Annotated in this window: 23 protein-coding genes; 12 read left to right on the plus strand and 11 right to left on the minus strand. The window is 63.3% G+C overall.

All coding sequences use genetic code 11. From position 1 onward, the window contains the following. Positions 1-153 precede the first annotated feature (153 nt). Positions 154-576, plus strand: coding sequence for a hypothetical protein (locus E2K99_RS03585; protein WP_134221370.1), 423 nt, complete (start codon positions 154-156; stop codon positions 574-576). A 214-nt stretch (positions 577-790) separates the two neighbouring features. Next, the gene (locus tag E2K99_RS03590; protein WP_134221371.1) at positions 791-1753 is read left to right on the plus strand and encodes a Tim44 domain-containing protein; all 963 of its coding nucleotides are present in this window, start codon (positions 791-793) and stop codon (positions 1751-1753) included. A gap of 259 nt (positions 1754-2012) precedes the next feature. On the opposite strand, the gene E2K99_RS25415 is transcribed toward E2K99_RS03590, so the two are convergent. The 5 genes from E2K99_RS25415 to E2K99_RS03610 all read right to left on the minus strand — a co-directional run bounded on the left by E2K99_RS25415 (position 2013) and on the right by E2K99_RS03610 (position 6694). Further along, positions 2013-2174, minus strand: coding sequence for a hypothetical protein (locus E2K99_RS25415; RefSeq protein ID WP_166675011.1), 162 nt, complete (start codon positions 2172-2174; stop codon positions 2013-2015). Then, a complete protein-coding gene (locus E2K99_RS03595) occupies positions 2171-3067 on the minus strand; it encodes an ABC transporter permease (RefSeq protein WP_134221372.1) in 897 nt (298 codons plus the stop codon). Before E2K99_RS03595 ends, E2K99_RS25415 begins: the two co-directional genes overlap by 4 nt. 4 nt (positions 3068-3071) lie before the next feature. Continuing rightward, the gene (locus E2K99_RS03600) at positions 3072-4058 is read right to left on the minus strand and encodes an aliphatic sulfonate ABC transporter substrate-binding protein (protein ID WP_134221373.1); all 987 of its coding nucleotides are present in this window, start codon (positions 4056-4058) and stop codon (positions 3072-3074) included. A gap of 399 nt (positions 4059-4457) precedes the next feature. After that, on the minus strand, positions 4458-5063 hold the full coding sequence (locus E2K99_RS03605) for a sensor histidine kinase (RefSeq protein WP_039789179.1): 606 nt from the start codon (positions 5061-5063) through the stop codon (positions 4458-4460). A 2-nt stretch (positions 5064-5065) separates the two neighbouring features. Further along, the gene (locus tag E2K99_RS03610) at positions 5066-6694 is read right to left on the minus strand and encodes a response regulator (RefSeq protein WP_121043012.1); all 1629 of its coding nucleotides are present in this window, start codon (positions 6692-6694) and stop codon (positions 5066-5068) included. 460 nt (positions 6695-7154) lie between these two features. Here E2K99_RS03610 and recA point away from each other — a divergent pair, with 460 nt between their 5' ends. From recA to E2K99_RS03640, 6 genes are all read left to right on the plus strand, one after another. Next, entirely contained in the window at positions 7155-8204 is a 1050-nt protein-coding gene (gene recA, locus E2K99_RS03615) for a recombinase RecA (RefSeq protein ID WP_034341268.1), read from the plus strand. A gap of 149 nt (positions 8205-8353) precedes the next feature. Further along, a complete protein-coding gene (recX, locus tag E2K99_RS03620) occupies positions 8354-8818 on the plus strand; it encodes a recombination regulator RecX (protein ID WP_121043014.1) in 465 nt (154 codons plus the stop codon). 522 nt (positions 8819-9340) lie between these two features. After that, positions 9341-10501 carry an ADP-forming succinate--CoA ligase subunit beta gene (sucC, locus tag E2K99_RS03625; protein WP_034341272.1) on the plus strand — a complete coding sequence of 387 codons (1161 nt, stop codon included), beginning with the start codon at positions 9341-9343 and terminating at the stop codon, positions 10499-10501. Positions 10502-10601: 100 nt separating this feature from the next. Then, a complete protein-coding gene (gene sucD, locus E2K99_RS03630; protein WP_013232695.1) occupies positions 10602-11483 on the plus strand; it encodes a succinate--CoA ligase subunit alpha in 882 nt (293 codons plus the stop codon). 181 nt (positions 11484-11664) lie between these two features. Continuing rightward, positions 11665-12399, plus strand: a complete 735-nt coding sequence (locus tag E2K99_RS03635; RefSeq protein WP_034341276.1) for a TerC family protein — start codon at positions 11665-11667, stop codon at positions 12397-12399. Positions 12400-12601: 202 nt separating this feature from the next. Further along, entirely contained in the window at positions 12602-13108 is a 507-nt protein-coding gene (locus E2K99_RS03640) for a pilin (RefSeq protein WP_039789165.1), read from the plus strand. Positions 13109-13212: 104 nt separating this feature from the next. Here E2K99_RS03640 and moaC read toward each other — a convergent pair whose 3' ends face one another. Further along, positions 13213-13719 carry a cyclic pyranopterin monophosphate synthase MoaC gene (gene moaC, locus E2K99_RS03645; protein WP_121043022.1) on the minus strand — a complete coding sequence of 169 codons (507 nt, stop codon included), beginning with the start codon at positions 13717-13719 and terminating at the stop codon, positions 13213-13215. Between the two features lie 147 nt (positions 13720-13866). Here moaC and E2K99_RS03650 point away from each other — a divergent pair, with 147 nt between their 5' ends. Then, entirely contained in the window at positions 13867-15411 is a 1545-nt protein-coding gene (locus tag E2K99_RS03650; protein WP_134221374.1) for a M48 family metalloprotease, read from the plus strand. Between the two features lie 18 nt (positions 15412-15429). Here E2K99_RS03650 and E2K99_RS03655 read toward each other — a convergent pair whose 3' ends face one another. The 5 genes from E2K99_RS03655 to E2K99_RS03675 form a co-directional block, all read right to left on the minus strand. Continuing rightward, the gene (locus E2K99_RS03655; RefSeq protein ID WP_134221375.1) at positions 15430-16035 is read right to left on the minus strand and encodes a DUF2946 family protein; all 606 of its coding nucleotides are present in this window, start codon (positions 16033-16035) and stop codon (positions 15430-15432) included. Then, on the minus strand, positions 16028-17020 hold the full coding sequence (locus E2K99_RS03660; protein ID WP_134221376.1) for a YheT family hydrolase: 993 nt from the start codon (positions 17018-17020) through the stop codon (positions 16028-16030). Before E2K99_RS03660 ends, E2K99_RS03655 begins: the two co-directional genes overlap by 8 nt. A gap of 58 nt (positions 17021-17078) precedes the next feature. Further along, a complete protein-coding gene (locus tag E2K99_RS03665; protein ID WP_121043029.1) occupies positions 17079-17513 on the minus strand; it encodes a YybH family protein in 435 nt (144 codons plus the stop codon). A 68-nt stretch (positions 17514-17581) separates the two neighbouring features. Continuing rightward, entirely contained in the window at positions 17582-17782 is a 201-nt protein-coding gene (locus E2K99_RS03670; RefSeq protein WP_008325571.1) for a zinc-finger domain-containing protein, read from the minus strand. A gap of 67 nt (positions 17783-17849) precedes the next feature. Continuing rightward, positions 17850-18770 (minus strand): branched-chain amino acid transaminase, encoded by a 921-nt coding sequence (locus E2K99_RS03675; protein WP_088754595.1) that lies wholly within the window; start codon positions 18768-18770, stop codon positions 17850-17852. Between the two features lie 209 nt (positions 18771-18979). Here E2K99_RS03675 and E2K99_RS03680 point away from each other — a divergent pair, with 209 nt between their 5' ends. The 3 genes from E2K99_RS03680 (at position 18980) to E2K99_RS03690 (ending at position 21413) form a co-directional block, all read left to right on the plus strand. After that, a complete protein-coding gene (locus tag E2K99_RS03680; RefSeq protein WP_121043033.1) occupies positions 18980-19780 on the plus strand; it encodes an AzlC family ABC transporter permease in 801 nt (266 codons plus the stop codon). Next, positions 19777-20100, plus strand: a complete 324-nt coding sequence (locus E2K99_RS03685) for an AzlD domain-containing protein (protein ID WP_039789151.1) — start codon at positions 19777-19779, stop codon at positions 20098-20100. The genes E2K99_RS03680 and E2K99_RS03685 overlap by 4 nt, the downstream gene beginning before the upstream one ends. A 122-nt stretch (positions 20101-20222) precedes the next feature. Further along, the gene (locus E2K99_RS03690; RefSeq protein WP_134221377.1) at positions 20223-21413 is read left to right on the plus strand and encodes a phosphoglycerate kinase; all 1191 of its coding nucleotides are present in this window, start codon (positions 20223-20225) and stop codon (positions 21411-21413) included. Positions 21414-21435 lie beyond the last annotated feature (22 nt).

Genomic DNA, 21435 nt, shown 5'->3' on the forward strand with positions numbered 1-21435 from the left:
CGGGTTTGAAGTGTAACAATTCAGATTGGGGCATTGAAGTCTGAAGCTTAGGCCTTATAGTAGGAGGCGTCAGCAAGATTTACTTGCTGGCAGCGCAATTTTTGTTGATATAATTTCTCGCATCCATTTCTGGAAAAATCGCTGGAAAATCTGATGAAACGTTTGTGGGTCCTGCTGCTGATCTGTCTGCTCCCGGTGCAAGTATTTGCAGCGGTGGTGACGTACGCCAGCTCGATGGCCGCGACCGACTTCGCAGTGCCGGCTCCGGTGCAAGCCGCCGTGGCGACCCAGCATCTGGTGTCCAAGACCGTTTCCCTGTCCGACCAGGCCGCTTCACTCAGTGATGACCAGTCGCACGCCCTGGTGGCCGATGCCGCCGGCAGCGATGACGACAGCACCGGTTACGCCGACAGCGGTGAAGACTTCTCCACGCACGCCGGTATCGGTGACGAGCCCGTGCTGATGCAATCCCTGGCCATGGTGCCGCAAACTTCCCGCCTGGCGCCCGCTCTGCGTAGCGATGCCGCCCTGCAACCCCCGTTCCTGCCCCGCGCAGGACGTCCTCCCCGGGCCTGATCCCGTCGCCACGCGCGACAGGTTTTGCTGCGCCCGCTGAACTGCCCCTGATGGATTGAGGCTTCGCGCCGTGCGACAGCAGGACCCTGCGCGTGCGCGGCCAGCGTCGGCCTGCCTGCGCCGGTGCTGATCCTCCAGGGCACACCTGTTCCAGTGATTCCGAATTACGGCCGATGTGACCGCATCACATCATCAGAATCCTTTAGGAGATAGCATGAAAAAAGCATTTGTCGCGCTGATAGTGGCGGTCATGACGCTGTCTGTTGGCATGTCGGCCGTCGAAGCCAAGCGTCTTGGCGGTGGCGGTTCGATCGGCAAACAGTCTTCCAGCGCCAGCCGTCAGGCGCAGAGCCCTGCCCCGATGCAGCAGAACCAGGCCGCCGCTGCCAAGCCGGCCGCGCCTGCTGCCGCTCCGGCTGCAGCCGCCGCCAAGCCGAGCATGTGGAAGGGCCTGCTGGGTGGCGCGTTGTTGGGCCTGGGCCTGGGCGCGCTGCTGTCGCACTTCGGCCTGGGTGGCGCACTGGCCAGCATGATCAGCACCATCCTGACCGTGGCCCTGATTGCCCTGGCGATCATGTTCGTGATCCGTCTGTTCCGCCGCAAGTCGGAATCGGCACAGTCCGCGCAACCGGCTCCGGCCTGGGCCAGCGCCGCACCGCAAGCGGCTGACAACGCATCGTCCACGCCGCAGATCGGCTCCATGCTCAAGACCGACCAGTCCGCCGCCTCGACCACCCAGAACGGTTTCGGTGGTGGTTTCGGCAATGCCGAGGCAGCGCCTGCCTACGGTATCCCGGCCGGTTTCGACACCGTGGGCTTCGTGCGCAATGCCAAGACCTACTTCATCCGCCTGCAAGCGGCATGGGACAAGGCTGACATCAACGACATCCGCGAATTCACGACGCCCGAGATGTTTGCCGAGCTGCGCCTGCAGATCCAGGAACGCGGTGCTGCTGCCAACCAGACCGACGTGGTCTCGCTGGATGCGGAAGTGCTGGGCGTGGAAACCGTGGGCAATGATTACCTGGCCAGCGTGAAGTTCTTCGGCTTCATCAAGGAAGATCCGACTGCTTCGCCGGCCCAGTTTGCCGAGATCTGGAACCTGTCCAAGCCGGCTGCCGGCCAGGGTGGCTGGGTGCTGGCTGGTATCCAGCAGCTTGATCCGGTCCAGGGCTGAGTCAACGGCCCGGACAAATTGGCAAGAACGTTCATGTAACAAGTATCAGTTTGGCGCGGAAGGCGGCGGTTAGTGGATGAGCGTCGCCAGTCCGTTTTACCGCCGGCTTTTGCCGGCGGTTTTTTTTGTTCGCTTGGTTCTGCATTCCACGCCTGAAGTTTTCTTCATTTCGGTCCGGAGCCGCCCAAGTGGCGGGCATCATCTTTCCTCTTCCGGCCTTTTCCTTCGTATCGCAGCTTCCCATAAAAAAAGCACCGCATCAGCGGCGCTTTTGAGATTGCTCGTCCGGCGCAGTGCCGGGGCGGTCCCGATCCCGGTTGCGTCGGGGAAGACGTCCGTCCGACAAGGGAAACAGCAGCGCCACCACCACCAGGATGATCAGCAGTACCAGCGTGATCTGATCCAGTCCGTCCATGGTCATGCGGTCTTGCCGTGTGATCGACGCCGCGCGTCGCGCCAGCCCAGGCTTTTCTGTTCGACGGCGCGCAACAGGCTGTCGCTGACTTTGCCCAGCAGGGCCAGGATCAGGATCGCGCACAGCACCAGGTCGGGCCGGCTGCTTTCGCGCCCGTCCGAGAGCAGGTAGCCCACGCCCTTGGTGGCGGCGATCAGTTCGGCCGCCACCAGGAACATCCACGCCAGGCTCAGTCCGCCGCGCAGGCCGGCAAACAGGTAGGGCAGGGAGGCTGGCAGCAGGATGTGCCGGATCAGTTCGCCGGTGCTGAGGCCGGAGCTGGTGCCGACTTCGATCAGCTTGTGGTCGATGTCACGAATGCCGGCCACCAGATTCAGGTACACCGGGAAAAACGTACCGATGGCAATCAACACCACCTTGGGCGTTTCGTCGATGCCCAGCCACAGCAGCAGGAGCGGAATCCAGGCCAGGCTCGGGATGGCGCGCAGCGCCTGGAAACTGGGTTCCAGCAGGGCTTCGGCGCGGCGGCTGATGCCGACCAGCAGGCCCAGGGCAACCGCCAGCACGCTGCCGATCACGAAGCCGGAAGCCACGCGGGCCAGGCTGGCAGCGATATGCGGCAGCAATTCACCGCGTTGCGCCAGTGACCACAGGGTGTGTGCCAGCTCGCTGGGCGGTGGCAGCAGGCGCGCGGGAATCCAATCCAGCCGCGCACCGGCTTCTACCGCCAGCAGGAACAGCACAGGAATGATCCAGCCGGTGAAGCGCCCCGGACGATAGCCATCGTCATGCGGCCAGCCCCGACGGCGCGGGGTGGCCGCGCGCGCCACGGGCGGCTTGGCGCCGTCCAGCTGGGGCGTGGCCTGCAGCGTGGCCGGAAGCGGGATGGGATCAGCCATGGCCTCAGGCCTTCACCACGCCCTGCGCATAGCTGGGATCGATCAAGGCATTGATGGTGCGCGGCAGGTCGGTGCCGCTCTTGACCAGGTCTTCTTCCAGCAGGATGGGCGAGGCTGCGCGCAGCGCTTCGATATGTTCGCGGCCGATCTGCGGCTGCGAAAAATCGTTGCGCTTCAGTTGCAGGCGCGCCACCGGGGCCGACAGCCTGGACTCTTCCGACAGCAAGGCAACGGTCTCGTCGGGATGGGCGATGATCCAGCTGCGCGCACGTTCATAGGCGGCGAGCACGCGCTTGACCTGGACCGGATGACGGGCGGCGAACGTGTCGCTGACGTTGAGGAAACCGTAGGTGTTGAAGTTGACGTTGCGGTAGATCAGGCGCGATCCGGCTTCCAGTTCGCTGGCCGCCAGATGGGGATCGAGCCCGGCCCACGCGGCCACGCGGCCCTGTTCCAGTGCGGCGCGGCCATCGGCGTGCTGCAGGTGGACGATCTCGACGTCGCTCTTCTTGAGGCCATTCTCATGCAGTGCGCGCAGCAGGAAGAGATATGGATCGGTGCCCTTGGTGGCGGCGATCTTCTTGCCCTTGAGTTCGGTGATGGACTTCACCGTCGACTCCTTGCCCACCGCCAGCGCCGTCCATTCCGGACGCGAATAGATGTAGACCGCCTTGACCGGATTGCCATTGGCCCGCGCCAGCAGGGCGGCCAGGCCGGCGGTGCTGCCGAAGTCCACGCTGTCGCTGTTGAGATATTCGAGCGCGCGGTTGCTGCCGGCGCTGAGAACCCATTTGACTTCCGTGCCTTGTGCCTTGAGGTCTTCCTCCAGCCAGCCGAACTTGCGCAGCACCAGGCTGGGCGGCGAGTAGTAGGCATAGTCCAGGCGGATGGTCTTGGGCGGCTGTGCGGCACGCGCCAGCAGGGGCGCGCTGCCCAGTACGGTAGCGCCGAGCGCGGCGGGGGCCAGGCGCAGGAAGTCTCTGCGTTGCATGAATGGGTTCTCCCTAGGTTGGATCGCCCCGCGCGAAGTGGCGCAGCGCGGCCATGGCCGGCCGCACAGGCGGGACAAACCGACACTCTAAGGACGAAGCTCTGGCGGAAGAACGACTATTTTCGCGCTTGCATATGCGGGCGGCGCATGTGGCCGCAGGCTCGAACGGGGGGCATTCCATGGCGGCCGATGGCCATCAAGTCCTCATGCAGAGATGCAGAGATGCAGAGATGCAGAGATGTACAGATGCAGTTGTGTAGAGGAGACGGGATGCGGCCGTTCAGTCATGTAGTCCTCTGCAGGAGCGGCAGACCGGCCAGGCAGAGAGAGGAGGACGAGGAGGACGAGGAGGACGATGAGGCCACGGAGAAGATGCGTCTCCGTACGCGCCTCATCGATTTACGGCAGGCACAGCTCGAACAGCGCACCACCATCCGGATGATTGGACAGGCGCGCTTCGCCATGCCGGGTCTCCTTGTTGTGGGCGGTGGCAATGGCATTGCACAGGTCCATGCCCAATCCGGTGGACGGCTTCTTTTCCTGGGTGCCGATGCCGGGGCCATCGTCGCGCACCGTGAAGATCACGCCGCCTTCCGGATGCTTGCGGCAGCCCAGTGCGATCTGCGATCGTGCAAAGCGGCTGGCATTCTGCAGCGCCGCTTCCAGCGCCAGCGCCACCAGGTGTTCATCGAAGAAGCCGATCACCGGCATGTCGGTTTCGTCCACCTGCAGGGCGATGTCGTTGCTGCGGGAGACGCCGTGCTCGCGCACCAGGGCATCGAGGAAGTCCAGCGGCGAGACCGCCTCGACCTGCGCGCGCAGGCCCTGGGAATCGGCCTTGTAGAGGGTCAGGAAGGCGATCAGCTTTTCCTGCAGGGCCAGGCAGGTGACATGGGCCTGCTGCACGCGCGGCACGTCGTCGGACAGGCGGCGCAATTCCCCCTCCAGCACGCCCAGGGAGTTTTTGATGTCGTGAATGATGATCGCGGCAAGCTTGGGATCCATGGTCAGCTCTTCGGGGCTACTTTGGTCAGGGTGTCGCGCAGGAATTTGTGCATCTTCGCGACTCTATCGTTGCCGGGAATCAGGCGGTCCAGGGTGGCCAGGTAGCGGCGCACGCGCTTGACGTATTCTTCGTTCCAGCCGCGCTGGCTCATCCACAGCAGATGCAGCTGGGCGGCCGCCAGCAGCACGCCGGTGTTCTCCGGCATGCTGGCCAGCGCCTCTTCCAGCCGCGCCAGCGACTCGTCGGGCTTGGCGCTGCGCATGAGGGCATTGGCTTCGGCGATGATGCTCATGCAGTGCTTGACGGCACCGTCGATGAGCTCCTCGGCCAGGTTGGCCCGGCCGGTATCGGCCAGCACCTTGCGCGCCAGCATCTGCAGGGTCTTGTTCTCGTGGTCGGACTTGACCGCTTCGGCGATCAGCTTGGCACCTTCCTCATCCTTGCCCATCGAGAAGGCGGCCTTGGCCAGCGCCAGGGTGGCGGTGTCCGAGGCTTCCTTGCCGGCCGCCTGGCGGGCCGTCTCGAAGGCTTGCTGGGCCGAGATGGTGTCGCCCAGCTGGACGTAGGCCTGGGCCTGCACGGCGGCCTGCGCGGAGACGAAGAGGTTGGATTCCTCGTAGCGGCGCGGCGCGCTTTCCAGCAAACGCAGCGCGGCATCCGGATCGCCGCTGTCGATGTGCACCTGGGCCAGCGAGAGCAGGTCGGTCGGTTGCGCGGTGAGCGAACCCTTGGTGTGCTTCAGCACCTTGTCATAGGCCTCGCGCGCCTGGTCGAGATGGCCGCTGCGGTAGGCCACGTCGCCCACCAGGCGGCTGCGGCGCGCCGAAGGAATGATCTCGGAGGACTTGGTCAGCGCCTCCAGCGCGCCTTCCTGGTTGCCCTGGGCTTCGTCGATCTGCGCCATCAGGTCGTAGGCGGCGATGAACTGCTTGTTCTGCGCCAGTACGTCTTGCACGATCACGCGCGCATCATCCATCTGGCCGGCCACGATGTTGCAGCGGGCCAGGCCGATCTTGGCCCATACCAGGTCGTCGCGCATGGCCAGGGCCTGCTTGTAGACCTCGCGCGCTTCGTCGATGCGGCGCTGTTCGATCAGCAGCGTGCCCTTGGTCTTCATGATCTCGACGATCCACTTGGGCGCCGACTTGAGCACGTTGTCGCATTCGATGATGGCGCCGGTGATGTCCTTGCGCTTCATCTTCTCGGTCACCGGCAGCATGGCGTGCTGCTTTTCCAGCAGGCGGTCCACGCGTTCGGCGATGCGGCTGGCCGTCAGCGGCTTCAACATGTAGGCGTCGGGCTGGAACTCGGCGGCGCTGGCCACCAGGTTGTAGCCGCTCTCGGCCGTCACCATGATGAACATGCAGGTCGGCGAGAGCATGTTCTGGGTGCGGAAGAACTCCAGCAGCTGCTGGCCGTTGCTTTCCTTGTTGAGGTTGTAGTCGCAGATGATCAGGTCATAGGTGCCGGACTGCACGAAGCGGATGGCTTCATCGGGCGTGGCAGCCTGGTCGACCTTGGTCACGCCGAGCTGCCCGAGGTGCATGCGGATGTTCTGGCGCATCGTCGGCATGTCGTCGATGACCAGGCAGCGCAGGGCGCTGATGTGGCTGAAGGGCACTAAACTCATGAGAACGGTCTGTAAAGCGATCTGTAAGGCGATCTGTTCGGGATTGCGGAATGCCGTGGGCCGAATAATTGCCGCGGCGCAATATCGTGCTAGATGACGACTATTGATACCAATTTGGCCATTGCTGACGAATTATTCCCCCCAACTCGCGAGTGTGCCGTTTTTTTTCCTTCCATGCATCATTCCTCTGCGATTTATGAAGTTTTTGGAAGGTCTGCCTCTCGTATAATTGTGGTTTTCGCCCACGGATGGAATTTGGGCCGACAAAAACGCTTGCACTAAGCACTGTTTTTTTATACAGTATCGCTCTATCGGGGCGGTCATCCACTGCCCCCCGGGCAACACCCGCGGCCTGCCAGCGATGGCCAGCCACCGCGAGCAAGATCCAAGCAACATTCAAGCAACATCAGCAAGACTCCCCCTGACACCCGTCTTCACGACATTTTGCCGAGAGAGATTTATGGACGACAAAAAAGCTGCGAACAACTCTGAAAAGAGCAAGGCGCTGGCCGCCGCGTTGGCACAGATTGAAAAGCAGTTTGGCAAGGGCTCGGTGATGCGCATGGAAGATGGCGTCATCGCTGAGGAAATCCAGTCCGTGTCCACCGGCTCCCTGGGCCTGGACATCGCGCTGGGCATCGGCGGCCTGCCGCGTGGTCGCGTCATCGAAATCTACGGTCCCGAATCCTCGGGCAAGACCACCCTGACCCTGCAATCGATTGCCGAAATGCAGAAGCTGGGCGGCACCTGCGCCTTCATCGACGCCGAGCACGCGCTGGATGTCACCTACGCGCAAAAGCTGGGCGTGAACCTGAACGACCTGCTGATCTCGCAGCCCGACACCGGCGAACAAGCTCTCGAAATCTGCGACGCCCTGGTGCGCTCCGGTGCGGTGGACCTGATCGTGGTCGACTCCGTGGCCGCGCTGACCCCCAAGGCTGAAATCGAAGGCGACATGGGCGATTCCCTGCCCGGCCTGCAAGCCCGCCTGATGTCGCAGGCGCTGCGCAAGCTCACCGGCAGCATCAACCGCACCAACACCACCGTGATCTTCATCAACCAGATCCGCATGAAGATCGGTGTCATGTTCGGCAACCCGGAAACCACTACCGGCGGTAACGCGCTGAAGTTCTACGCTTCCGTGCGCCTGGACATCCGCCGTACCGGTTCGATCAAGTCGGGTGATGAAGTCATCGGCAGCGAAACCAAGGTCAAGGTCGTCAAGAACAAGGTTGCGCCCCCGTTCCGCGAAGCCCACTTCGACATCCTGTATGGCGAAGGCACTTCCCGCGAAGGCGAGATCCTGGACTTGGGTTCGGAACACAAGGTGGTCGAGAAGTCCGGTGCCTGGTACAGCTACAACGGCGAGCGCATCGGCCAGGGCAAGGACAATGCCCGTAACTACCTGAAGGAACATCCGGAACTGGCCCGCGAGATCGAGAACAAGGTCCGTGTCGCCCTGGGCGTGCCGGAACTGGCCGGCGGCGAAGCGGAAGCCAAGGCTTCCTGAATCCGCGCTTAAAGGATTCAAGCGCCATCGCGGCGACAGGGTTTGCCTGAGCCCTGGGTGTCGTGATGGTGGCTTGTTTATCTCGCTGGTGCCGTGCTGTGTTGGCGGTCTCAGGGGGAGGCAATACCGCAGTACAGCAAGTTCGCAACATGCCAAGACCGCCGATCAGCCTGAAAGCAAGGGCGCTCAAATATCTCTCTTCACGTGAGCATAGTCGCCAGGAACTTGCGCGTAAGCTTGCCCCTTACGCGCAAGAGGGCGATGACATCGAAGAGCTCCTGCAATGGCTGGAGCAGTCCCGTTTTCTTTCCCAGGAACGTTTTTCCGAATCGCTCGTGCATCGCCGCTCGGCGCGCTACGGCAATCAGCGCATCATCTCCGAACTTCACGGCCATGGCATTGAAGGTGAAGCCATCGCCGAACTGAAGGCCGATCTGGCCGCCGGGGAGGGCGAGCGTGCCGCGCAGGTGCTGCGCCGCAAGTACGCCGCACCGCCCGAGGATGCCGAGACCCGCGCCAAACAGATGCGCTTCCTCCAGCAGCGTGGTTTTTCCCATCGCAGCATCCGCGAAGCCTTCCAGACCGCTTGGGCCGACGACGAAGAATCCGCCTGAACCCAAGCTGCATCCAGCAGGGCCGGCCCGGCCAAGCACATTTTTCCCGCGCTTTCCTCGAAATCTCCCACCGGCGTGCGGCCTTGTCCTGCCCGATGGTAATTCCTGCGCATTGCGCCCGGTGTTAGCGCTACCGGCCAACAGGCCGTTTGTCGTGTGCTAGAATTCGGAAGTTTTTGCTGCGGCGCGCAAGCCTGAGGAGATACCGCGTGTTGCCGGTTTGTTAAAACGGCGCAACGGTGCAAGGCCCACGTCAGGAGCAGGAATGGATAATGCGAACGCTTCGGCGCAAGCTGGTGCGTTTCGACTATCAGACCAACTAAAGCAGACGGCATGCATATGCCCAATTCGACGAATTCACTCGCAACCCGCGCAGCTCACGCCTGCGCCCGACTCCATCCGGCAACGGATGCGACCCCCGCCTGCGGGTTGCAGTCTGCTTTCTGGTCGGCCGGCTCAATGCCGGCTTCCGAATTTCAATCCGGCAAGTTTCATTCATTCAGTGTCTAAAGGGAAGCTCCCATGAAAATCCATGAGTATCAGGGTAAAGAAATCCTGCGCCAGTTCGGCGTAACCGTGCCGCGCGGCATTCCTTGCATGTCGGTCGACGAAGTCGAAGCGGCTGCCCAGAAGCTGGGCGGCCCGGTGTGGGTCGTCAAGGCCCAGATCCATGCAGGCGGCCGCGGCAAGGGCGGTGGCGTGAAGGTGGCCAAGTCCATCGAGCAGGTCAAGGAATACGCCAACCAGATCATGGGCATGCAGCTGATCACCCACCAGACCGGCGCTGAAGGCCAGAAGGTGCGTCGCCTGCTGATCGAAGAAGGCGCGGACATCAAGAAGGAACTGTACGTTTCCCTGGTCACCGACCGCGTCTCGCAGAAGGTCGTGCTGATGGCCTCCAGCGAAGGCGGCATGGACATCGAAGAAGTTGCCCACAGCAACCCGGAAAAGATCCACAACGTCATCATCGACCCGATCGATGGCCTGACCGACGCCCAAGCCGACGACGTGGCTGCCAAGATCGGCGTGCCTGCCGAATCGATCCCGGCCGCTCGCCAGAACCTGCAAGGCCTGTACAAGGCTTACTGGGAAACCGACGCTTCCCTGGCTGAAATCAACCCCCTGATCCTGACCGGCGACGGCAAGGTCATCGCCCTGGACGCCAAGTTCAACTTCGACTCCAACGCCCTGTTCCGCCACCCGGAAATCGTCGCCTACCGCGACCTGGACGAAGAAGATCCGGCTGAAGTCGAAGCCTCCAAGTTCGACCTGGCCTACATCTCCCTGGACGGCAACATCGGCTGCCTGGTCAACGGTGCCGGCCTGGCCATGGCCACCATGGACACCATCAAGCTGTTCGGCGGCGAGCCGGCCAACTTCCTGGACGTGGGCGGCGGTGCCACCACCGAGAAGGTCACCGAAGCCTTCAAGATCATGCTGAAGAACCCCGAACTGAAGGCCATCCTGGTCAACATCTTCGGCGGCATCATGCGCTGTGACGTGATCGCCGAAGGCGTGATCGCGGCTTCCAAGGCCGTCTCGCTGAAGGTGCCCCTGGTGGTCCGCATGAAGGGCACCAACGAAGACCTGGGCAAGAAGCTGTTGGCCGATTCCGGTCTGCCGATCATCTCGGCCGATTCCATGGAAGAAGCCGCCCAAAAGGTCGTGGCAGCTGCCAAGTAAGTAACCCAACACGCAAGCCTGCGCGGCGCGAGCCGCCGGCTGCAAGCGATTGCAGCCCAGGCGCCGCCCGCGGCGCAGGCATCACAGTCAAGGAAGAGAAATGTCGATCCTCATCAACAAAGACACCAAGGTCATCACCCAAGGTATCACCGGCAAGACCGGCCAGTTCCACACCCGCATGTGCCGCGACTACGCGAATGGCAAGAATGCCTTCGTCGCAGGCGTGAACCCGAAGAAGGCCGGTGAAGACTTCGAAGGCATCCCCATCTATGCCAACGTCACCGAAGCCAAGAACGCCACCGGCGCCACCGTCTCCGTGATCTACGTGCCGCCCGCCGGCGCTGCTGCTGCCATCTGGGAAGCCGTCGAAGCCGAGCTGGACCTGGCCATCTGCATCACCGAAGGCATCCCCGTGCGTGACATGCTGGCCCTGAAGGACCGCATGGCCAAGGCCGGTTCCAAGACCCTGCTGCTGGGCCCGAACTGCCCCGGCCTGATCACCCCGGACGAAATCAAGATCGGCATCATGCCCGGCCACATCCACAAGAAGGGCCGCATCGGCGTGGTTTCCCGCTCGGGCACCCTGACCTATGAAGCCGTGGGCCAGCTGACCGCCCTGGGCCTGGGCCAGTCCTCCGCCGTCGGTATCGGTGGCGACCCGATCAACGGTCTGAAGCACATCGACGTCATGAAGGCCTTCAACGACGATCCGGACACCGACGCCGTCATCATGATCGGTGAAATCGGTGGTCCTGACGAAGCCAACGCTGCACGCTGGATCAAGGACAACATGAAGAAGCCGGTGGTTGGCTTCATCGCCGGCGTGACCGCGCCCCCGGGCAAGCGCATGGGCCACGCAGGTGCCCTGATCTCCGGTGGTGCTGACACCGCTGAAGCCAAGCTGGCCATCATGGAAGAGTGCGGCATCAAGGTCACCCGCAACCCGTCCGAAATGGGCCGTCTGCTGAAGTCGGTGCTGTAATTGACCACGGGCTGACTCACTCAGCCACGGCAGTAAAGCAGTACCGCAAGACCAGCATGGGGAGCTCCGGCTCCCCATGTCATTTCTGGCAAGCCGTCCCGATGGGAGGCACTAACCGCGCATAACGCGGTCTTCCAGCCATGCGCCCGATCCGAGGCGCTGTTTTTCCAAGAGGACATGCATGGAATTCCTGGCCAACCTGAACTGGGTCGCCGTGGCGCAGATCATCCTGATCGATATCCTGCTCGGTGGCGACAATGCCATCGTCATTGCCCTGGCCTGCCGTAACCTGCCCGACAAGCTGCGCATGAAGGGCATCGTCTGGGGCACGGTGGGTGCGATCGGCATCCGCATCGCCCTGATCGCCTTCGCCGTGACGATGCTGCAGTTGCCATTCCTCAAGCTGATCGGTGGCATCCTGTTGCTGTGGATTGGCATCAAGCTGCTCAACGAAGACGATGAGCACACCGACATCAACGGCAGCGACCGCCTGTGGGGCGCCGTCAAGACCGTGATCGTGGCGGACCTGGTGATGAGCCTGGACAACGTGATCGCCATCGCCAGCGCCGCCGAACAAGCGGCCGGTGAGCACCAGCTGCTGCTGGTGGTGTTCGGCATCGTGGTCAGCATTCCCATCATCGTCTGGGGCAGTACCCTGGTGCTCAAGCTGATGGAAAAATTCCCGGTCATCGTCACCCTGGGTGCAGCCTTGCTGGGCTACATCGCCGGTGGCATGATCTTCAGCGATGTCGCGGTACAGGGCTGGATCGAGGGCTTCATTGGCGACACCGAATTCGTGTTGCCGGGCGCTGCGGTGCACCTGAGCCTGCCCGGCCTGGTCGGTGCGCTCGGTGTGGTGCTGACCGGCCTGACGCTCAAGCGCCGGAAGCAGGAGCGCCAGAAAACGGCCGCCTGAGCGGCAAAGGCGCGTGCAGGCCATGGGGATGGCCAATACGCTGCAGACCAGAACCGGTGCCGCCGCGCCCGATACCCGGCCATGCTTGAGCCAGGTCAGCGCCGCAGCACGACAAACCTGATAGCTTTGCAATTTTTTCGCTGGTACGCATGACCGGCGCTGCCGATACTGGCAACGCCCTTTTCATTTTTACGAGGATCCCATGAAACCCGTCGTCACCCGTCGCCCCCAACAAGGCTTCACCCTGCTCGAACTGATGGTCACGCTGGCCATCGTCGGCATTCTTGCGATGCTGGGCGCCTCGCAATACCAGGACTACATCGCCCGCGCGCGCGTCTCGGAAGGCTTCAACCTGGCCGAGCCCTACAAGCTGGCCGTGACCGAGCAGATCAGCTCCAACAACGGCGTCTTCACGGTGGCGCAACTGGGCCTGCCGGCCTTCACCCCGACCGACAACGTCAGCAAGATCGAAGTCTCGCCGATGGAAAAGCGCGGCGTGGGCGGTGTCATCACCATCACTTACAGCCCGCGTGTGGGCGACGGCGGTACGCTCACGCTCACCCCCACCATCACCTCCGGTACCATCCAGTGGCAATGCGCTGCCAAGGATGTGAAGCAGGCGGCCACGCCCGAAGGGGCGACGGCCAATACCGGCTTCGTTGCCGGTACGCTTCCGGCCAAGTTTGCACCGGCCAACTGCCGCGGCTGATCTGCGGTAGCCGCAGCGGATGCAGCATGAAAAAACGCGCCCTCGGGCGCGTTTGTCATTTTTGATTTGTCTTGTCCACAGCGAATTTGCCGCAGCTTCCTGCCTCAAGGGCGCGCCATGCTGATGTCGCTCTTGCCGCCGCGCTTTTCGGTCACGCAGATATCGGTCATGACCATGGTCTTGTCGACCGCCTTGCTCATGTCGTAGACGGTCAGCAGCCCGACCTGCACGGCCGTCAGCGCTTCCATCTCCACCCCGGTCTTGCCGAAGGTTTCCACCCGCGCGGTACAGCGCACGGAAGAGCTGGCGGCATCGGTCTCGAACTCCACCGACACATGCGTCAGGGCCAGCGGATGGCACAGCGGGATCAGGTCGCCCGTGCGCTTGGCCGCCATGATGGCGGCGATGCGGGCGATGCCCAGCACGTCGCCCTTCTTGGCCGTGCCCGATTCGATGATGGCCAAGGTGGCCGGCTGCATGCGGATCACGCCGGTGGCCAGCGCCACGCGATGGGTCTCGTTCTTGCCGCCGACATCGACCATGTGCGCTTGTCCGCCCTGGTCGAAATGGGTGAGGCCGCCGTTGGGCGCGGAGTCGCCGGATGTGCTCATGCTGGTTCGCTGATGATGAAATGAAGGGAAAGGAGCGGGTATCATAGCAGGCAGCCTGCGGCTTGCCGCCAGCGCCGAGCTGTGCACCGCCTGCACCGCCGCCGCTGTCTTGCTTTCACCATGTGTCTGCCATCGATGACTGGGTCCATGCAACGAACCGTTCCTGAACTTTCCCGCCGCCCCCTGCGCCGCCTGCTCATGCGTGCGCTCAGTGCCACCTTCCTGCTGCTGCCGGCCGCTCCCTTGACGCTGTTGCCGCATCCCGGCGTGGCGCAAGGCCTGCCGACCCTGGGCGATACCGAACGCGAAGGGCTCTCGCCGCTGATGGAGCGCAAGCTGGGCGAAGAAATCATGCGCGACATCCGCACCGACCGCGATTATGTCGACGATGGCCCGATCTCGGAATACCTCAACAATTTCGGCCAGAACCTGGTCTCCATCCACCCTGAGGTACGCGGCGAGGCCGGCTTCGATTTCCAGTTCTTCATGGTGCGCGATCCCATGCTCAACGCCTTCGCGCTGCCGGGCGGCTTCATCGGGGTCAACAGCGGCCTGGTGCTGGCGGCGCAGTCCGAATCCGAACTGGCCGGCGTGATGTCGCACGAAATCGGCCACGTGGCGCAGCGTCACATCGCCCGCATGCTGGGCCAGCAGAAGCAGAATTCCATGATCCAGCTGGCGGCCATCGTGCTGGGCGCGCTGGCGGGGGTGTCCAAGGCCGGGGGCGATGCCGCCATGGCCACCATGATGGGCGGCACCGGCCTGGCCGTGCAGCGCCAGCTCAATTTCAGCCGCGATGCCGAACGCGAAGCCGACCGCATCGGCCTGCAGATCATGCGTGATGGCGGCTTCGATCCGTCGGGTATGGTGACCTTCTTCGGGCGCTTGCAGACGGCCTCGCGCAATTACAGCGATGCCGTGCCGCCTTACCTGATGACGCACCCGCTGACCACCGAGCGTATCGCCGACATCCAGGCCCGCATCCGCGACCAGCGCTACAAGCAGCGCGTGGACAACCCGGAATTCCAGCTGGCGCGCGCCCGTACCCAGGTCTTGCAGAATGACAGCGTGCAGGGCCTGCGCGACAACGTCGCCAAATTCACCGACCAGGCCAAAGGCAATACCAAGCTGATGACGGCCGCCGCCAAGTATGGCCTGGCTTTCGCCTACTACCGCCAGAACCGCTTCGAGCAGGCCGAGGCCGCATTGAAGGAGGCCCAGGAAGCGGCCATCCCGATGAAGACCGGCATCTTCTTCGGCAGCCTCGACATCGACATCAAGATCGCCCGCAAGCAGACCCAGCAGGCGCTGCAGGTGGCGGAGAGCATGCGCCAGCAGTACCCGATCTCGCGCAGCGTCGCGCGCCAGTACGCCGATGCCCTGATCGCCGCCAACCGCTACGACCAGGCCGTGGGCTACCTGCGCGACCAGGCACAGCTGTATCGTTCGGATGCCCAGGTGCAGCAGCTGCTGGCCAAGGTCTACGCAGCGCAGGGCAAGCAGGCCCTGCAGCATTTGGCGCTGGCCGAATCCTATGCACTCAACGGCAGCCTGCTGGCGGCCATCGATCAGTTGGGGATTGCGCGCAAGGCACCGGATGCGACTTTCTACGACCAGTCACAGATCGATGCGCGCGAGCGCGAATGGAAGGCGCGCTGGAAGGATGAGCAGAAGGAGCTCAAAGACCGCTGACCCCTGCCCGCCGGAAAGTCAGGCGGGACGGGGGCTACAGACGAATCTGAAAGTTTGTTCCAGTTGATCGCTGGCGATGCGCTGCAGCGGAAGGTCCTGCCCGTTCCAGGTGAAGGAAAGTGTCAAATCCTCAGCGCCCTCCAGCCAGCGTAGCAGGGCCTCTTCATCTGCTTGACCGGCATGATGCAGGCAGGGCAGCAGGGTGGCCAGATCGCGGTCATCGACACCGGCAACGATCTCGCCGCTGCGCAGGTAGAGTCGCCCGCGCTCATCCATCCAGGCGGCATCGACTTGTTCCACCGCGGCCTGGGTATGCAGGACGAGGGAGGGAACAAGCGCACCCTCTCCCGGCTGGGTCCGCAGGATATGCGGCATCCACTCCAGATCCACGTACACCCGCTGCGGCCCGTTCTGGAAGTACCAGCGGCCGCTATCGTCGCAGGCGTAGTTGCGGTCGATGAAGGCCAGCAGGGCAGGGTGGCGGATGGGGTCGCCCGGCAACGCCAGTTGCTGTGCCCGTTCGTCGCGCATGCGCCATTGGCCGCGCGCATCCAGCCGCAGCCAGCCGAAGCAGTACGGCACGTTGGGCCAACGGGCCATGGCCTGGCGGACGATCTCATCCATGGGCCAACTCCGCGCGGGCCACGAAGGCGCCTTCCGCTTTACCTTCCAGGAAATGCAGCAGCCGCTGCGGCAGCCACGCCAGGCTGCCCGGCGGCCCGCCTGCGGCAAAGCCGACATGGCCGCCCTGTTCGGGATATTCCAGCACCACTTCCGGTGCCGCCGAGCGCGGCAGGTGGCGCGCCGGCAGGAAGGGATCATTCTGCGCATTCAATACCAGCGTGGGCACGCTGATGTCGTGCAGGATGTGCTTGGCGCTGGCGCGGTCCCAATAATCGTCGGTATTGCGATAGCCGTGCAGGGGCGCGGTGACCACGTTGTCGAAGGCATAGAGATCGCGCGCCGACAGCAGGGCCTCGCGGTCGAACAGGCCCGGGAACTGGTCCAGCTTGGCCAGGCACTTGGGCCGCATGGTGCGCAGGAACACCCAGGTATAGAGCCGGTTGAAGCCGCTGGCCAGCGCCGCACCGCCTCCGGCCAGGTCCAGCGGGGCAGACACCGCGCAGGCGGCATCGACGATCTCCGCCTCATGTTGGGATTCGCCCAGCCAGCGCAGCAGGGCATTGGCACCCAGCGAGACGCCGCAGGCATACAGGTGCGTGGCCGCCAGATCCTGCTGGCGCAGCTTGAGGCGGCGGATGATCCAGTCCAGCTCGGCGGTGTCGCCTGAGTGATAGAAGCGCGGCGCCAGGTTGATCTCCCCCGAGCAGCCGCGAAAGTGCGGAATCGCCCCATGCCAGCCACGCCGCTGCACCTCGGCCATGAGCGCGCGGCTGTAGTGGCTGTCGGACGAGCCTTCCAGCCCGTGGAACAGCACCAGCAGCGGCCGTCCCGGCTGGCCGTCGACGAAATCGATGTCGATGAAATCGCCATCGGGCGCTTCCCAGCGCTCGCGCCGGAACGCCACCTTCGGCTTGGGCAGGAAGGTGGACGGATAGATGGTCTGGAGATGGCCGCCGGGAAGCCAGCGGGGCGGGACGTAAAGCATGATGCAGCCTTGCTCGGAATCGGATGGCGCAAGCGCCTGTGGATAAATCAGGCCGCCGTCAATGCAGCATGGCCCCGCTGATCACCGGTTCCACCGGTGCCGCGCCGGGTGCGACCGAGGCGTGGTGCATCACCATGCGCCAGCCCAAGGCGGTCTTGAGGTAGACGTTGGTGGCGATGACGTGCACATCCTGTTGCGGGTCGCCGCCGTGGTCGATGTCTTCCACCACGCTGTGCACGGCGGTCATCATGTTCTGGGTGGCGTGCAACTGGCGCGGGCGGATGTGCAGGCCGCCGTTGGAAAGGATGTCTTCCCATACGGCGCGGATATCCGCGTGGCCGACCAGGCGTTGTGCGCCGGGGTGGATGCAGACGATTTCCTCGTCATCGGCCCACAGGTCCATCAGCGCGTCCAGGTCGGCACGGGCCAAGGCGTCGTAGTAGGCAGCTTCGATTTCATCGGGCGAACCATGGATCAGTTTGTTGCGGGGCATGACAATCTCCGGATCAGATGAAAAGAGGGCCTTGTGGGCCCTCTCGTGTCTGGTGCGAAAGCTCGATGTTAGTGGCCTTTGACCACGGTACCGGGTTTGAGCTGGTACTGGGTACCGCAGTACGGACATTTGGCCGCGCCGTGCGCGTCCAGTTCCAGGAACACGCGCGGGTGCGAGTTCCAGGCCGACATGCTGGGGTTGGGGCAGTGGGCCGGCAGGTCCTTGCCTTCGAGCAGGATCACGCCCTGCGATGCTTGAGCTTGGCTCATCTTGTTCTCCGTTGCTTGCAATTGACTGAAGTTGATACGTGAAAATCTGCGCTGATCCGGCCGCGCCTCACACCAGCGTGAGCCAGTGCTTGTACTGCGGTGCCCGCCCCGAGACCACGTCGAAGAACAGGGTCTGCAGCTTCTCGGTGATGGGGCCACGGCCACCGTTGCCGATGACGCGGCGATCCAGTTCGCGGATCGGCGTGACCTCGGCGGCGGTACCGGTGAAGAAAGCTTCATCGGCGCAATACATCTCGTCGCGGGTGATGCGTTTTTCGATGACCTCGATGCCCAGGTCGCGCGCCATGGTCAGCACGGCGTCGCGGGTAATGCCATCCAGGCAGGAGGCCAGGTCGGGAGTATAGATCTTGCCGTTCTTGACGATGAAGACATTTTCACCCGAGCCTTCGGAGACATAACCTTCCGTGTCCAGTAGCAGGGCTTCGTCGTAGCCATCGGCCAGCGCTTCCTGGTTGGCCAGGATGGAATTGATGTAGTAGCCGCTGGCCTTGGCGCGCACCAGCGAGACGTTGACGTGGTGGCGGGTGAAGGAAGAGGTCTTCACACGGATGCCCTTGTTGATCCCGTCCTCGCCCAGGTAGGCCCCCCACGGCCAGGCTGCAATGGCCACGTGGATCTGGTTGCCCTTGGCGGACACGCCCAGCTTCTCCGAGCCGATCCAGATCAGCGGGCGGATGTAGCAGGATTCCAGCTTGTTCTCGCGCACCACCTGGCACTGCGCCTCGGCCAGGGTGGCCTGGTCGAACGGCACTTCCATCTGGAAGATCTTGGCCGAGTTGAACAGACGCTGGGTATGTTCCTTCAGGCGGAAAATGGCCGTGCCTTCCGGGGTCTTGTAGGCGCGCACGCCTTCGAAGACACCCATGCCGTAGTGCAGGGTGTGGGTCAGTACGTGAATGGTGGCGTCTCGCCAATCGATCAGCGCGCCGTCCTTCCAGATCTTGCCGTCGCGGTCAGCCATGGACATGGTGGTCTCCCTGTGTGCGGTGATTGCAAACTTCCCGAAATGGATTGTTCCGTTCTGACAAATCGAACTGAACAAAGAGCACCATTTTAGCGGATTCACGCGAGTAAAAACTTTCATCTGTAGAATGAAAAGACTGAGTGAAAATGCATAAACATCACGCGCGCCGACCCTTTGCGGCCGGCCGCTTCTTCAATCGCCACGGAAGAACAATGCAGAAGGAGACAGGCGAGGACCGATCAGGGGCCGGGAGCAATCCCCCCGCGCACGACCCTGACGCTGCCCGCCGCATCGAGAAGGAAGCCTTCCAGGAAGGCTGGCGCGCCAGTGCCTCGACCATTCCGGCCGTGCTGGCCTGGGGCATGGTCTCGGGCATGGCCATGGTCAAGTCGGGGCTGACGATCTACCAGTCGCTGGGCATGAGCCTGCTGGTCTATGCCGGGTCGGCCCAGTTCGCGGCGCTGCCCCTGCTGGCGGCCGGGGTGCCGCTGCTGGTGGTGTTCTTCACTGCCATGATCGTCAACCTGCGCTTCGTGATCTTCTCGGCGGCCGTGGCACCGCATTTCGAGCATCTGCCTTGGTATCGCCGGGTCTGGTATGGCTTCTTCAATGGCGATATCTCGATGGCCTTCTTCCCGCAGCGCTATCCTCCCTCTACTTTTCATCAACCTGCCGGCAAGATCGGTTATTTCGCAGCGATCTGCTATCCGGGTTGGGTCGCCTGGCAGCTTGGTGCGACCATCGGCATCCTGCTCGGCAGCCAGATTCCGGAAAGCTGGAATATCGGCTTTGCCGGCACCCTGGCCCTGATCGCCGTGATGATCCCCATGACCAGCAGTCTGCCGGCTCTGGCCGGGGTGGTGGTGTCGGGTACGGTGGCGGTGCTGGCGCTGGACCTGCCGTACCGGCTGGGCCTGCTGCTGGCCATGGTGCTGGGCATGGCGGCGGCGATGCTGGCCGACAAGCTGCTGCCCGGCAGCGGCAGTGACGGCGATGCAGAGGCCACGGCATGAGCGACTGGTATGTCTGGGGCGCCATCGTGCTGCTGACCATCTCCACGGTGGTGACCCGCAGCGGATTCTTCCTGTTTGGCCATGCGGTCAAGCTGCCGCCGCGCGTCAAGCATGCCTTGAGCTATGCGCCGGCAGCGGCCATGGCGGCCATCATCTTCCCGGATCTGGTGACGTCAGGCGGGGCCATCGAGATGAGCCTGGCCAACCCGAAGTTGCTGGCCGGCATCGGTGCCGGCGTTTTCTTTGCGGCAACGCGTCATCTTTTGGGAACTATTGTGGCAGGAATGTCACTCTTTACACTGCTGCGCTGGTTGCTATGAAGTTTCGCGCAGAGCGCCAGGATGCGCTCCGGATGTTGTTGAGGCTGCCAAAAAGCCGTCAGGAGCGGGTCAGGCTGGAGTAAAATACGGCGTTTTTCGCCCCCTTCTTCGAATTCCACCCTATGAAATTCAACCGACTGAGCGATTTGATTTCCGCCAAGCAATTGCAAGGCAAACGCGTCTTCATCCGTGCCGATCTGAACGTCCCGCAGGATGATGCCGGCAACATCACCGAAGATACCCGCATTCGCGCTTCGGTCCCGGCCATTCGCGATGCCCAGCAGGCAGGCGCTGCAGTGATGGTGACCTCGCACCTGGGCCGTCCGACCGAAGGCGAGTTCAAGCCCGAAGATTCGCTGGCCCCCGTGGCCAAGCGCCTCTCCGAGCTGCTGGGAAGTGAAGTCAAGCTGGTCGCCGATTGGGTCGATGGCGTGGACGTGCAGCCTGGCCAGGTCGTGCTGCTGGAAAACTGCCGTCTGAACAAGGGCGAAAAGAAGAACAGCGACGAGTTGGCGCAAAAGATCGCCAAGCTCTGCGATATCTACGTCAATGACGCCTTCGGTACCGCGCACCGCGCCGAAGCCACCACCTACGGCGTGGCCAAGTTTGCGCCCGTCGCTTGCGCCGGCCCGCTGCTGGCCGCCGAGCTGGACGCCTTGGGCAAGGCCCTGAACCAGCCGGCCCGTCCGCTGGTGGCCATCGTGGCCGGTTCCAAAGTCTCCACCAAGCTGACCATCCTGAAGACCCTGGCCGAGAAGGTCGACAACCTCATCGTCGGTGGCGGCATCGCCAATACCTTCATGCTGGCGGCCGGCCTGAAGATCGGCAAGTCCCTGGCCGAGCCGGACCTGGTGGAAGACGCCAAGGCCATCATCGAACTGATGGCCAAGCGCGGCGCTTCGGTACCTATCCCCACGGACGTCGTGGTGGGCAAGGAATTCTCCCCGACCGCTGCAGCCACCGTGAAGGCGGCTGCCGATGTGGCTGACGACGACATGATCTTCGACATCGGCCCCCAGACCGCTGCCGTCCTGGCTGAACAGCTCGGCCGCGCCGGCACCATCGTCTGGAACGGCCCGGTGGGCGTGTTCGAGTTCGACCAGTTCGGCCGTGGCACCGAAACCCTGGCCAAGGCCATCGCGGCATCGTCCGGCTTCTCGATCGCCGGTGGCGGCGATACCCTGGCCGCCATTGCCAAGTACAACATTGCCGACAAGGTCGGCTACATCTCCACCGGTGGTGGCGCTTTCCTGGAATTCCTGGAAGGCAAGACCCTGCCGGCTGTCGAGATCCTGCTGCAACGCGCGCAGTAAGCGTCACCGGCGCTGCGCCCTG

It is taken from the genome of Herbaspirillum huttiense (genome assembly GCF_004367745.1).
GTDB classification, from domain to species: Bacteria; Pseudomonadota; Gammaproteobacteria; order Burkholderiales; family Burkholderiaceae_D; genus Herbaspirillum; species Herbaspirillum huttiense.